This is a genomic window from Sphingomonas pruni NBRC 15498 (assembly GCF_001598455.1).
Lineage (GTDB): Bacteria > Pseudomonadota > Alphaproteobacteria > Sphingomonadales > Sphingomonadaceae > Sphingomonas > Sphingomonas pruni.
In genome coordinates, this window is the sequence record NZ_BCYZ01000044.1 from 25064 (window position 1) to 36758 (window position 11695).

Here is an 11695-nt window from a genome sequence, read left to right on the forward strand (position 1 = left end):
TCACGTTCTACGAGCTGGACGAAGGCGAGCCGTTCTACGACCTGCCGACCGGCTACAAGGGCGAATTCAAGCTCAAGCACTGACGATTAACTCGATTCATGGCATGAGGGGACATGGGTGATCTCATCCATAGAGATAGCGATTGGGCCGCTTTCGATGGCCTGATGTGCCGCGTCGATGACTTCCAGCCCTTCTACAAATGGTTTGGGCCGCGCGGTATCCTGACCCTGACCTGCATTGAGAAGGGACAAAGTGAAGCCCCTTTCCGTGCAGCCGTGCTCCACAAACTCGACTACGAAAACCTACGCGCTGCGATGATCGAGCGAGGTGTCGCCGACGACGAAGAAGCGATCATCGTCTGGACCAAGACATACTACTACACCTACGCGAAGCTGCTCAAAGCCTTCATGCCTCGTATGGTCGTGATGATATTCAAGAAGAGGTCGCTGCAACTGTTGATGGACAACAGCCTCGAACCCGAGTTGCGAGGCATGGAACGCCATAAAGCGGAGTTGCCAGTCGCGGAGTGGACGCCCCATCCACTCACCTAGAAGGGCACACCAGGCATCCTTAACGATCAATTGGCTCGGGTGAGCCCGCCGGGATGCGCTACGGATAAAAGGCCTTTCAGAAGCGTCCCATCGGCCACCCGCCCAAAGGTACTTACGGAAGGAGCAGCGACGCATCCCCGTAGGAGTAGAAGCGGTATCCATTTTCAATGGCATAAGCGTACGCCGCCTGCATCCGCTCCAACCCCATCAGCGCCGAGACCAGCATGAACAAGGTAGATTTCGGGAGGTGGAAATTGGTCATCAGCCCGTCGATCCCGCGGATCGGTACGCCGGGTGTGATGAAGATGGCGGTGTCGCCCTCGAACGGGTGGACCCGCCCCGCCTCATCCGTCGCGCTCTCGATCAGCCGCAGGCTGGTGGTGCCGACCGCGATCACGCGGCCGCCCGCGGCGCGCGTGGCATTGATGCGATCCGCGGTGCTGGCGTCGATGCGACCCCATTCGGCGTGCATCTTGTGCTCGTCGGTGTCCTCGACCTTGACCGGCAGGAACGTCCCCGCGCCGACGTGAAGCGTCAGCGTGACATGGCCGATGCCGGCCGCATCCAGCGCCGCCATCAATTCGGGCGTGAAATGCAGAGCGGCGGTCGGCGCCGCGACCGCGCCGGGCTCGTTCGCGAACATCGTCTGATAGTCGTCGGCGTCGCGCGCATCGGTCGGCCGGCGTGCGGCGATATAGGGCGGGAGCGGCATCCGTCCGGCGCGGTCGAGCAGCAATTCGACCGGCTCGTCACCGCCGAAATCGAGGGCGAAGCTGCCGTCTTCGGCGCGGTCCGCGGCGATCGCGGTGACGCCCGCGCCGAAATCGATCGTCTCGCCTTCGCGGAGCCGCTTGGCATTGCGGATGAACGCCCGCCAGCGCCGCGGCCCCTCGCGCTTGTGGAGCGTCGCACCGATCCGCGGCCCTGGCGCGCTTTGCGCGCCGTTATCCGAACGGCTCCCGCGCATACCCTCGAGCTGCGCCGGGATCACGCGCGTGTCGTTGAACACCAGCAGATCGCCGCGCTGCAACTCGCCCGGCAAATCGCTGACCAGACGATCGCGGGTCACGCCGCCCGCCCCCGCACCATCGAGCACGAGCATCCGCGCGGCGTCGCGCGGACTGGCGGGACGCAGCGCGATCCGCTCGGGCGGCAAGTCGAAGTCGAACAGGTCGACGTCCACGCCGCCCCTCGCGTCAGTTGATCGTGATTATTTCTTGGCCGGAGCCGGCGTCTTCGCGACCGGCGCCTTGGCAGCCGGCGCCTTGTCCGCGGGCGTCGGCGTGGTCAGCGTCGGCGCGGGCGCCAAAACGGGTGCCGGCGGCGGCGGAGGCGGTGGAGGCGCGCTATAAGGCGGCGGATTATCCGCAGCGATATAGGCGTGGTAGATTATCGATGGGTTCGCCGGCGGCTCGCCGCGCTCGACCGCATCGACATATTCCATGCCGGAGATGACGCGTCCGAAGACCGTGTACTTCTTGTCGAGCGCCAGCTTGGGCAGGAACACGATGAAGAACTGGCTGTTGGCGCTGTTTTCAGCCTTGGCCTTGTCCTCCGGCGATGCGTCCGGGGCCGCACCCTCGCGCGCCGCCGCCACCGCGCCGCGCACGTGCGGCAGATAGTTGAACTCGGCGGGCACATCGGGAAGCGTTGAACCGCCGGTGCCGTCGCCCTTGGGATCGCCGGTCTGCGCCATGAAGCCGTCGATCACGCGGTGGAATTTGAGCCCGTCATAGAAATGCTGACGAGTCAGCGTCTTCACCCGCTCGACCATCTTGGGCGCTACATCGGGCCGCAGCCAGATCACCACCCGGCCGCCGGTCGACAGATCGAGATAGAGCAGATTTTCCTTGTCGGTCATCGGCGGCGGCGCGAGCCGCGCCGTTACCGGCGGAGTCGGGGGCGCCTTCTGCTTCTTGGCAGCGATCGAAGGACTGCCGGCGATCGCGACACTCATCATCGCAATCAGGCCGAAAAAGAAACGCATGGGCACTCCGGAAAAGACGGTCGTTCGGTGTGGGGGCTTAGAGCAATTATCGCCAAGCGCCAATGCGCAGTGCGTGCGGCTTTTTTGAGGCAGGTTTGGTGTCGTTGCCGCGGATGCAGCTCGAAAAATGACTCGCACAAAGTCACGAAGACGCGAAGATCCGATCGCATGAAGGCGTGGGCGCCGGGCGGTGCAGGCCGTAGGGCGGTCCACCGCGCAAAAGGGAGCCTCGCATCGCGAGGCTCAACAAACCTCCGCGCGCGCTGCGCCTCTGCGCGAACCAATCCTGCCCGTCTTTGCGCCTTCGTGTCTTTGTGCGAGCAAAATCACTCGCCGACCTAAGCTCGCCGCAGGCCGTCGCGGTCGATTCGCGCGATCACCTCGTCGCGGATGCTGGGGGTGACGAATTTGGAGATGTCGCCGCCGAACACCGCGATTTCCTTGACCAGCCGGCTGGCGATTGGCTGGAGCGAGACGTCGGCCATCAGGAACACCGTCTCGACGCGGTGATTGAGTTGACGGTTCATGCCCGTGAGCTGATATTCATATTCGAAGTCGGTGACGCCGCGGATGCCGCGGATGACGATCGACGCCCCCTGGCTGTCGGCGAAATCCATCAGCAGCGAACTGAACCCGACCACCTCGATATTGTCGATGCCCGTCGCCTCGACCTCGCGGCGAACGATCGCAATCCGCTCGTCGTCGCTGAACAGCGGGGCCTTGGCGATGTTGGTGGTAACCCCGATCACCAGCCGGTCGACCAGCTTCGCGCTGCGCCGGATGATATCCATATGCCCCAGCGTGATCGGATCGAACGTGCCGGGGTAGACCCCGGTGCGAATGGTCATGCCCCCGTCCTTTTGGCTAGTGGTCGCGTTCCAGCACGTAGCGCGCGATGCTGCGGAGCAGGTCGGCCTCCTGCCCATAAGCGCGCAGATGATCGATCGCCTGGTCGACCAGCATTCGTGCCTGGCCCCGCGCGCGATCGACGCCGAGCAGGGAGACGAAAGTCTCCTTCCCGGCGCCCTCATCCTTTCTCAGCTTCTTGCCCGCCTTTTCCTCGTCGCCCTCGACGTCGAGCAAATCGTCGGAGATCTGGAAAGCGAGGCCGATGTCGCGGGCATAGCCGCGCAGGCCCGTCCGCCCCTCCGGCGCGACGCGGCCCAGGATCGCGCCCATCTCGACCGCGCAACTGATCAACGCACCGGTCTTCAGCGCCTGCAGCCGCGTGACGGTGTTGAGGTCGAACGTCTGGCTCTCGGCCTTCAAATCCATCATCTGCCCGCCGGCCATGCCGGCAGGTCCCGCCGCGCGCGCAAGCTCGAGCACCAATTCTGCGCGGACAAAGGGATCGGGATGAGTGGCCGGATCGGCAAGCCATTCGAACCCCAAAGCATGCAGGCTGTCGCCCGCCAGTATCGCCGTCGCTTCGTTGAAGGCGCGATGCACGGTCGGCTTGCCGCGGCGCAAATCGTCATCGTCCATCGCCGGCAGATCGTCGTGAATCAGCGAATAGACATGGACCGCCTCGATCGCGCAGGCGGTGCGCGCGGTGCATTCGCGATCTACCCCGAACAGGCCGGCGGTCGCGAAGACGAGCAACGGGCGAAGGCGCTTGCCGCCGCCGATCGCCGCATGCCGCATCGCCTGGTACAATTCGGCGCGCGCGTCGCTCGGCACCGCGAGCATCACGTCGAAGCGCCGATCGACCTCGGCACCCACCTGGGTCAACGCTGCCTTGAGCGACGAAGAAGGAGCCACGGCGCCGTCTCTCATGCGGCGTTGAACGGCGCGACGCCCGCGGGGCGCCCATCCGAATCGAGCCGGATCGCCTCGATCCGCGCCTGCGCCGCGTCGAGCCGCTCGGTACATTTCTGACGCAGACGCGTGCCCTCTTCATAGAGGCGGATAGCGTCATCCAGTTTCGCCTCGCCGCTTTCGAGCTGGCGGACGATTTCCTCGAGGCGCTTCAGCGCGTCCTCGAACGACAGGTCATCGATCGGCGTGTCCATCCGCGACGCTATGGGGCAGCGGATCGGCGGGAGCAACCGCCGATCCGCCTCTTACCATTAAGCGATATGCAGCAGCCGCGCGACGAAGATCAGCACCATACCGCCAATGATCGACGCGATGAGACCCGCCGGATGGAGAGGCTCGCCTGCCTTGCGATTCACCATCTGCAGCACGAAACCGGCAACGAACGAACCGGCGATGCCCAGCAGGATCGTGACGATCCAACCGGCGTGGACGGGACCGGGATAGAACCAGCGCGCCAGCGCGCCGACGATCAATCCGATGACGATCATGCGGATGATACCCATTATTCTCTCTCCTTAGGCCATTGGCGTCAGCAGGATTGCATGACCGTTGCGGTTGCACAATGACTCGTTCGAAGAGTGGTTCCCCGAAGAATTCCAACTGCGGGACCCGCCATCGAGGCCGTGCGTTCGGCTGACCGAAAACGAGAGGCAACGCCTATGTTCACCAGCATCAATCCCGCCACCGGGCAACCCGGCCGGAGCTTCGCCGAACTGACCGACGCGCAGGTCGAGGCACGGCTCGCCAAGGCGCACGAGGTCTTCCTCGCCTGGCGTGAGAGCGGCCTCGACGATCGCACGACCTTGCTCCGCCACATTGCCGAGCGGTTCGAGGACGACAAGCACCGGCTGGCGCGGATCGCCACCGAGGAAATGGGCAAGACGCTGAAATCGGCGATTGCCGAGGTCGAGAAATGCGCCTCCGCCTTCCGCTATTATGCCCGCCATGGCGCGCAGCTGCTCAAATCCGTGGAGGTCGACACGCCGGTCGGCCATGCCGTGGCGCGCTGGCTGCCGATGGGACCGGTGCTCGCGGTGATGCCGTGGAATTTCCCTTATTGGCAGGTAGTCCGCTTCGCCGCACCGGCGATCATGGCGGGCAATGTCGGGCTGCTGAAACATGCGTCTTCGGTCCAGGGGTGCGCCGCCGCGCTGGAGGAGACTATACTGGCGGCTGGCGCACCCGAAGGCCTGTTCCAGAACTTGGCGATCAAATCGGGGAAGGTCGCCGACCTGATCGCCGATGAGCGCATCGTCGCGGTGACGCTGACCGGCAGCGAAGGCGCCGGCGCCAAGGTTGCCGAAGCCGCGGGGCGCGCTCTCAAGAAGGTCGTGCTCGAACTCGGCGGATCGGATCCGTTCGTCGTCATGCCATCCGCCGACATAACGCTTGCCGCCAAGACCGCGGTCACCGCGCGCACCCAGAATACCGGCCAGTCGTGCATCTGCGCCAAGCGCATGATCGTCCATGCCGATGTCTATGACGATTTCATGCACGCATTCTCGGCCGGCATGAAAGCGGTGAAGACCGGCGACCCGATGGATCCGGAGACCGAGATGGGGCCCCTATCGTCGGAGGAGCAGCGCGACACCGTGCTCGGCCAAATGGACAAGTTCCGCGACGCCGGCGCGACCCTGCTGTTCGGAGCGGAGAAACCCGATCTCCCAGGCGCCTATCTGACGCCTGGCGTGCTGGTCGATATCGATCCCGACAGCGAAGTCGCCAAGGAGGAAGTGTTCGGCCCCGTCGCGATGGTGTTCAAGGTCAAGGATATCGACGAGGCGATCGCGCTCGCCAACGATGTGCCGTTCGGGCTGGGATCATCGGTCTGGACCAATGACGATGCCGAAAAGGAGCGCTTCGCTCGCGACATCGCCGCCGGCATGACTGCGGTCAACCGCATGCTCTCTTCGACCCCCGAGGCGCCGTTCGGCGGGGTCAAGCGCTCCGGCCATGGCCGCGAACTGGGTCCTTGGGGCCTGCACGAATTCATGAATTTGAAGGCCGTGATCGGCTGATCGCGGCGAATTCACTTGGCATCTAGAACCAGTCTGCCCCCCCGACCGGGGAGGACAGACCATGGGGCTTCATAGCGAAACGCCGCCATCGACGTTCAGCGTCGTCCCGGTGATGAACGTCGCATCCGGTCCGGCCAGGAAAGCGGCGACGCCGGCAATCTCCTCCACTGCGCCGAACCGGCCTAGCGGCACCGATTGCCTCAACGCGTCGGCGAGGTCACCGGTTGGCGCCATATCGGTTTCGATCGGACCCGGCTGGATGACGTTGACGAGGATGTTGCGCGACGCGAGATCCTTCGCCCAACCGCGGCCCAGTCCGGCGACCGCTGCCTTGGTCGCGCCATAAGTTGATATTCCGCCGAACGGCGCACGATCGGCCGCAACCGAGCCGATCAGGATGATGCGACCGCCATCCGACAAATGCGGCAAAGCGGCGCGGGTACCAACGTGCAACCCGCGGACATTGACCCCGAACTGACGCGCGAACGACTCGTCGGTATCCTCCTCGATCGCAGCGAATTCCGCCACGCCGGCATTGTGAACCAGAATGTCGAAGCCGCCGAGCGCCGCTGCGGCCGCCTCGATTCCCGCGCGCTGCGAGGCATCGTCACTGGCATCGGCCTGAATCGCCACCGCCTTGCCGCCTGCCTGTTCGATCGCTGCTACCGTCGCGTCGGCGGCGGTCTTGTTGCCGGCATAAGTGATCGCGACCTCGGCGCCATCGGCGGCAAGCCGCTTGGCGATCGCCGATCCGATCCCCCGCGATCCACCCGTGACGAGTGCCTTTTTGCCGCCAAGGGCATTGCTATGGGACATGTGTCTTCTCCGAAATTCCGTGCCCGCGATCACGACCTCGTGCGCTGCCGGCCACGGTGATCTGGGAGGCAAGATCCGATAGTTCAATATTCCCGAACTATGAAAATCACGAACCATTCCTATATTTGGGCAATGCCCCGCTTTACCCATCCGCGATTGGAGGACGTGCCGCTCGACCTGGCGCTCCACGCGCTGGCCGATACGAATCGGCTGGCGATCGTCGCACGGCTGGCTGCGGCCACGGGGCTGAGCTGTTCGAACACGACACCGTGCGACGCGCCGGTTCCCAAGAGCACGCTGTCCAACCATCTGAAGACGCTGCGCGCCGCCGGCCTGATCGAAACCACGCAATCGGGCCGCGAGATGATCAATGTGCTGCGGCGCGCCGAGTTCGACCGCCGCTTTCCCGGCTTGCTCGATGCGGTCCTCGCCAACGCCGCTTGAAGCGCGTTCGCGGCTGGGGCAGACGACGGCGATGCCAGACACCGGAACGACCGATCAAGCCCGCGCGATGCTCGACCGGGTATCGCCGGAAGGACGCGCGCGCGCGCTGAAAGCGCAGCGCCGGCGCCAGGCCGCGACCAACAGACTGCTCCTGCGCTGCTTGGTTGCGGGGGTAATCGTCGCGGCTTTGCTCACCATCGCGATCCAGCTCGGCGTACCGGTTGGATCTGCGGGTCTGCTCGGCGCGTTCGCTGGCTGGGTAGCTATATGCGTCGCCATCGCGACGGCGTCGCGCGAACGCCCAGCAACGAGCGATGTGTTGACAGCGACCCCGTTGCACCAGTTGCCCGATGTCGCGGGCCGCTGGCTGGAGGGGCAGCGCGCCGCTTTGCCCGCGCCCGCGCTTCGGGTCGCCGATGACATCCTCCACCGGCTGGAGGGAATGACACCACAACTGGCGCAACTCGATCCCAAGGAGCCGGCGGCGGACGCGGTGCGCAAATTGCTGTGCGTCGAGCTGCCTGATCTCGTCACTGGTTATCGCGCCGTTCCGCCAAGCTTGCGCGACCGCGCCGGGAGCGGCGGGCAGAGTGCGGACGGTCATCTAGTCGAAGGACTCGGCGTGATCGACGCCGAGGTCGCGCGGATGACCGAGCAGCTGGCACGCGGGGCGTTCGATGAGGTGGCGACGCAGCGACGGTATCTGGAACTGAAATATGACGGGGCGGGGTCGCTGGAGGGTTAGGAGCCGTCATGGACGGGACCGCGACCGCGGCCTCCCGCGTTTGACAATACCAACCTCAGCTATTCACCGACAGCACCAGCTTCGGGTCCGGTATCCGATCCGCCTCCGCCATCCCCTCGATCGGCAGCACCGCCGTCCCGATCGCGAAGAACTCGATCACATGGGTCGACCAGCCGTGATTGCCTTCGTGCAGGTCCGCCCCGACCACGCCTTCTGCCCCTGCGCGGCTCGCTTCGAGCTGCATTCGTTCCATCGCGATCTCGCGCGCCTCATAAAGCGCGACCGAGAAGTTGGTCAGCTCGACATTCTGCCCGATCGTGCCGAGCGAGGCGAACGGACCGCGCCGCGCGACGTGATAGACGCAGCTACCCATCACCATCTCGAGCGGCCGATAGCCGGCCTGGAGCAGCGTCCAGAAATCCTGCCCGCTGAGCGCTGAGGTGAACGGCTCGCCACGGGGGCCCTTGAAGCCCTGATGGCCCTTGGCGTGGACGATGCCGGTGCCGATCGCGACGAATTCGAGCACCTTGTCATCCCATTCGAGCCGCTTGACCGTCAGCCGCACGCCGACGACGCCGTCCGCGCCCATTTGCTGCGCCTCCGCTTTCATCCGCTCCATCGCCAGCGCGCGCGCTTCGTACATCGCGGTCGACAGCACATCCATTTCGACCGACGAGCCCCAGCCGGCCATTTGAAAGCCGACATGATAGATGCACGAGCCGACGCAGAGGCCGATCGGCTCGAACCCTGCCTTGCGCACCAGCAGAAACTCGTTGACCGAGAAATCCGAGGTGAAGACGCCGTCCGGATGCCCCTCGCGCCGCAACCCCGCGAGCCGCGCCAACGCGTGTTCGGGGATGGGCTGGCTAGTGTCGGCCATCAGATGCTTCCTTCCTGATCGTCCATGTCGCTGCCATAGCTCGAATGGCGCGGCCCATTACCCGCCCCCAGCGGCGAGGCCCGGTCGCGCATGTCGAGCACCATCTCCACCTCGTGGCTGACGCCTTCGCCGCGCTCGACTTCGACCACCGTGCCGATGACGATGTGACGGCCGAGATATTGCGGCGGCTGCTTGTCGCGCTCGCGGCGGAGCAATTGCCCGAAATGCGTATGCGCCAGGACTCCGTTGCCTTGCTGCGCAGCAGCCCGCCGCAATTCCGCGTGCGCCTGGCGCCGTATCCCTTCCCAGAATTCGGTCAGGTCCATGATCGGTTGGTTGGTCCAGGAATTCATCGCGCGCTGGGTTTGCCAGGCGCCGCCATTGGTCCAGGCATTGTTGAGATACCAATCGAACTGCGCGCCGACCGCGATCCCGACGGGAACGATACCGGCCTCGAGCAGCCGGACGAATTCCAGCGCGGGCACGGTGGCGACGACCGGCTTCGGTGTCGGCTTCAGACCCGCGATCTTAACCGCCGTGCCGATCAGGGTGAAGTCCATGCTGGCGCCGATCGAATGCCGCAACGTGCGCATACGGACGTCCACCACGGCATTGGCACCGGCCGCCGCCGCCTCGCGCTGGAGGCGGCCAAGCGCCTTGTGCCAGCCTTCGGCATGGCCCTCGGTCCAGCTATAGCCATAATGGTACCAGCAAGTGCCTGAAACGGTCGCGACCGGCCGGATGCCATGGGTTCTGGCGAGCAGCAATTCCGCCGGCGTCATGCTGGCGACCCAGGGAGTCGATCCGGCCGCGGCACACACCAGCCGCTCCTCGACAAAGCCAGGCAATCCATGATGTTCGAGGGCGACCGTCCATTCGGCGGCGCGTTGCTCGTGATCGACGGGTTCGATCGGATTCATGCGATGCGTGTCATGGCAGGATAATACGGCCAACTCAATCGGGTCAGCAGCGTTGACCTACGAATTTTCGGATGGGGTTGCGCTGCGCCTGCGAAAGGCATAGCCGCGTCGCGATCGCGCGACGCATTAGGGATTGACGATGGCCGAGTTCAGCCTGCCGAAGAACAGCAAGATCCGCAAGAACGGCACGGTCCATAAGGCGCCAGAGGGCGCCACCAATATCCGCCGTTTCAAGATCTATCGCTACGATCCCGATACCGGCGAGAATCCGCGTTACGACATTTTCGAGGTCGACCTCGACACGTGCGGCCCGATGGTGCTCGACGCGCTAATCAAGATGAAGTCCGAGCAGGATTCGTCGCTGACCTTCCGCCGCTCGTGCCGCGAAGGGATTTGCGGATCGTGCTCGATGAACATGGACGGCAAGAACGGCCTCGCCTGCACGACCGCGATCGAGGACTGCAAATCGGAAGTCACGATCACTCCGCTACCGCACATGGAAGTGATCAAGGATCTGGTCCCCGATTTCACCCATTTCTACGCGCAATATGCGTCGATCAAGCCGTGGCTGCAGACGGTCACTCCGCCGCCCGCGGGCAAGGAGCGGCTGCAGAGCCCGGAGGATCGCGAGAAGCTCGACGGCCTCTACGAATGCATCCTGTGCGCCTGTTGCTCGACCAGCTGCCCGAGCTATTGGTGGAACAGCGACAAGTTCCTCGGCCCGGCAATCCTGCTCCAAGCGTATCGCTGGCTCGCCGACAGCCGCGACGAGATGACCGGCGAGCGACTCGACCAGCTCGAGGATCCGTTCCGCCTCTATCGCTGCCACACGATCATGAACTGCGCCAACGCTTGCCCCAAGGGCCTCAACCCGGCCAAGGCGATCGCCGAGATCAAGAAGTTGGAAGCCGAGCGGATCGTCTGATCCAATCTTCCGTTCGCCCCGAGCGTGTCGAGGGGGCGTGACCGGAACACGAACGGATTTTAGTTGGACGACGCCCCTTCCCCTCTCTTCCTTTACGACGACGATCCGGATCTGCCCGGCTGGAAACGCTGGCAGTTCCGCGACTCGACCCGGTTCAATGCGTTTCTCGAACCGCTCCAGGTGAAGCTGGAGGGCAGCATCGCGCGGGTCCGCATGATGCCGCGGCACGAGCATTCGAACATGCGCGACAACGTCCATGGCGGGGCCCTGCTCGGCTTCATGGATGTATCGCTGTTCGCCGCCAGCCGGGCGTTCGGGTGCCTGAGCGCGGGTGGCGCCGTAACGCTGGACCTGTCGGCGCAATTCATCGGCGGCGGGATGATTGGCGAGCCGCTCGAGGCACATATCGAATTGCTCCGCGAAACCAGCCGGATGCTGTTCCTGCGCGGGCTGATCGTCCAGGAAGGGCTGCCGACGATCGCGAGCTTTACCGGGACGCTGCGGAAATCGAGCCCGCCGCCGGGAACGGTATAATCTCCAACTCAGTCACCCTCTCCCTTCCGCGCCTTTGGCGCTCCCTCCCTCTCCCAA

At 64.6% G+C, this 11695-nt stretch carries 15 protein-coding genes; 6 read left to right on the forward strand and 9 right to left on the reverse strand.

Features of this window, described 5'->3' with window-relative positions:
• Positions 1 to 113 precede the first annotated feature (113 nt).
• Positions 114 to 551 carry a hypothetical protein gene (locus SPR01S_RS13540; protein WP_066590369.1) on the forward strand — a complete coding sequence of 146 codons (438 nt, stop codon included), beginning with the start codon at positions 114 to 116 and terminating at the stop codon, positions 549 to 551.
• A 112-nt stretch (positions 552 to 663) separates the two neighbouring features.
• Here SPR01S_RS13540 and queA read toward each other — a convergent pair whose 3' ends face one another.
• The 6 genes from queA to SPR01S_RS13570 all read right to left on the reverse strand — a co-directional run bounded on the left by queA (position 664) and on the right by SPR01S_RS13570 (position 4859).
• Positions 664 to 1734 (reverse strand): tRNA preQ1(34) S-adenosylmethionine ribosyltransferase-isomerase QueA, encoded by a 1071-nt coding sequence (gene queA, locus SPR01S_RS13545; protein WP_066590370.1) that lies wholly within the window; start codon positions 1732 to 1734, stop codon positions 664 to 666.
• A 27-nt stretch (positions 1735 to 1761) separates the two neighbouring features.
• Positions 1762 to 2538, reverse strand: coding sequence for a peptidylprolyl isomerase (locus SPR01S_RS13550; RefSeq protein WP_066590371.1), 777 nt, complete (start codon positions 2536 to 2538; stop codon positions 1762 to 1764).
• 338 nt (positions 2539 to 2876) lie between these two features.
• On the reverse strand, positions 2877 to 3386 hold the full coding sequence (gene coaD / locus SPR01S_RS13555) for a pantetheine-phosphate adenylyltransferase (protein WP_066590372.1): 510 nt from the start codon (positions 3384 to 3386) through the stop codon (positions 2877 to 2879).
• A gap of 16 nt (positions 3387 to 3402) precedes the next feature.
• Complete coding sequence (locus tag SPR01S_RS13560; RefSeq protein WP_066590373.1) at positions 3403 to 4314, reverse strand: polyprenyl synthetase family protein; 912 nt, start codon at positions 4312 to 4314, stop codon at positions 3403 to 3405.
• Positions 4311 to 4550, reverse strand: a complete 240-nt coding sequence (locus tag SPR01S_RS13565) for an exodeoxyribonuclease VII small subunit (RefSeq protein ID WP_066590374.1) — start codon at positions 4548 to 4550, stop codon at positions 4311 to 4313. The genes SPR01S_RS13560 and SPR01S_RS13565 overlap by 4 nt, the downstream gene beginning before the upstream one ends.
• A gap of 57 nt (positions 4551 to 4607) precedes the next feature.
• Positions 4608 to 4859: a GlsB/YeaQ/YmgE family stress response membrane protein gene (locus tag SPR01S_RS13570; protein WP_084251176.1), complete on the reverse strand. Its 252-nt coding sequence runs from the start codon at positions 4857 to 4859 to the stop codon at positions 4608 to 4610.
• A 156-nt stretch (positions 4860 to 5015) separates the two neighbouring features.
• On the opposite strand from SPR01S_RS13570, the gene SPR01S_RS13575 reads away from it, so the two are divergent.
• Positions 5016 to 6374 carry an NAD-dependent succinate-semialdehyde dehydrogenase gene (locus tag SPR01S_RS13575; RefSeq protein ID WP_066590376.1) on the forward strand — a complete coding sequence of 453 codons (1359 nt, stop codon included), beginning with the start codon at positions 5016 to 5018 and terminating at the stop codon, positions 6372 to 6374.
• A gap of 69 nt (positions 6375 to 6443) precedes the next feature.
• On the opposite strand, the gene SPR01S_RS13580 is transcribed toward SPR01S_RS13575, so the two are convergent.
• Positions 6444 to 7190: an SDR family NAD(P)-dependent oxidoreductase gene (locus SPR01S_RS13580; protein WP_066590377.1), complete on the reverse strand. Its 747-nt coding sequence runs from the start codon at positions 7188 to 7190 to the stop codon at positions 6444 to 6446.
• 132 nt (positions 7191 to 7322) lie between these two features.
• Here SPR01S_RS13580 and SPR01S_RS13585 point away from each other — a divergent pair, with 132 nt between their 5' ends.
• Both SPR01S_RS13585 and SPR01S_RS13590 read left to right on the forward strand, forming a co-directional pair.
• Positions 7323 to 7634, forward strand: coding sequence for an ArsR/SmtB family transcription factor (locus SPR01S_RS13585; RefSeq protein ID WP_066590389.1), 312 nt, complete (start codon positions 7323 to 7325; stop codon positions 7632 to 7634).
• Between the two features lie 31 nt (positions 7635 to 7665).
• Positions 7666 to 8379: a hypothetical protein gene (locus SPR01S_RS13590; protein WP_066590390.1), complete on the forward strand. Its 714-nt coding sequence runs from the start codon at positions 7666 to 7668 to the stop codon at positions 8377 to 8379.
• A 55-nt stretch (positions 8380 to 8434) separates the two neighbouring features.
• Here SPR01S_RS13590 and SPR01S_RS13595 read toward each other — a convergent pair whose 3' ends face one another.
• Together SPR01S_RS13595 and SPR01S_RS13600 are read right to left on the reverse strand one after the other, a co-directional pair.
• Positions 8435 to 9259: a heavy metal-binding domain-containing protein gene (locus SPR01S_RS13595; RefSeq protein ID WP_066590378.1), complete on the reverse strand. Its 825-nt coding sequence runs from the start codon at positions 9257 to 9259 to the stop codon at positions 8435 to 8437.
• A complete protein-coding gene (locus tag SPR01S_RS13600) occupies positions 9259 to 10179 on the reverse strand; it encodes a heavy metal-binding domain-containing protein (protein WP_066590379.1) in 921 nt (306 codons plus the stop codon). Before SPR01S_RS13600 ends, SPR01S_RS13595 begins: the two co-directional genes overlap by 1 nt.
• A gap of 139 nt (positions 10180 to 10318) precedes the next feature.
• Between SPR01S_RS13600 and SPR01S_RS13605 the strand changes: the two genes are divergently transcribed.
• Together SPR01S_RS13605 and SPR01S_RS13610 are read left to right on the forward strand one after the other, a co-directional pair.
• A complete protein-coding gene (locus tag SPR01S_RS13605; RefSeq protein WP_066590380.1) occupies positions 10319 to 11104 on the forward strand; it encodes a succinate dehydrogenase iron-sulfur subunit in 786 nt (261 codons plus the stop codon).
• 63 nt (positions 11105 to 11167) lie between these two features.
• Positions 11168 to 11638, forward strand: coding sequence for a PaaI family thioesterase (locus tag SPR01S_RS13610; RefSeq protein ID WP_066590381.1), 471 nt, complete (start codon positions 11168 to 11170; stop codon positions 11636 to 11638).
• The last annotated feature ends 57 nt before the right edge of the window (positions 11639 to 11695 follow it).

Bases quoted from the DNA above. Each gene is read 5' to 3' on its own strand.
- SPR01S_RS13540 (WP_066590369.1), top strand. From the start codon at position 114: ATGGGTGATCTCATCCATAGAGATAGCGATTGGGCCGCTTTCGATGGC.
- SPR01S_RS13550 (WP_066590371.1), bottom strand. From the start codon at position 2,538: ATGCGTTTCTTTTTCGGCCTGATTGCGATGATGAGTGTCGCGATCGCC.
- coaD (WP_066590372.1), bottom strand. From the start codon at position 3,386: ATGACCATTCGCACCGGGGTCTACCCCGGCACGTTCGATCCGATCACG.
- SPR01S_RS13560 (WP_066590373.1), bottom strand. From the start codon at position 4,314: ATGAGAGACGGCGCCGTGGCTCCTTCTTCGTCGCTCAAGGCAGCGTTG.
- SPR01S_RS13565 (WP_066590374.1), bottom strand. From the start codon at position 4,550: ATGGACACGCCGATCGATGACCTGTCGTTCGAGGACGCGCTGAAGCGC.
- SPR01S_RS13570 (WP_084251176.1), bottom strand. From the start codon at position 4,859: ATGGGTATCATCCGCATGATCGTCATCGGATTGATCGTCGGCGCGCTG.
- SPR01S_RS13575 (WP_066590376.1), top strand. From the start codon at position 5,016: ATGTTCACCAGCATCAATCCCGCCACCGGGCAACCCGGCCGGAGCTTC.
- SPR01S_RS13580 (WP_066590377.1), bottom strand. From the start codon at position 7,190: ATGTCCCATAGCAATGCCCTTGGCGGCAAAAAGGCACTCGTCACGGGT.
- SPR01S_RS13585 (WP_066590389.1), top strand. From the start codon at position 7,323: ATGCCCCGCTTTACCCATCCGCGATTGGAGGACGTGCCGCTCGACCTG.
- SPR01S_RS13590 (WP_066590390.1), top strand. From the start codon at position 7,666: ATGCCAGACACCGGAACGACCGATCAAGCCCGCGCGATGCTCGACCGG.
- SPR01S_RS13595 (WP_066590378.1), bottom strand. From the start codon at position 9,259: ATGGCCGACACTAGCCAGCCCATCCCCGAACACGCGTTGGCGCGGCTC.
- SPR01S_RS13600 (WP_066590379.1), bottom strand. From the start codon at position 10,179: ATGAATCCGATCGAACCCGTCGATCACGAGCAACGCGCCGCCGAATGG.
- SPR01S_RS13605 (WP_066590380.1), top strand. From the start codon at position 10,319: ATGGCCGAGTTCAGCCTGCCGAAGAACAGCAAGATCCGCAAGAACGGC.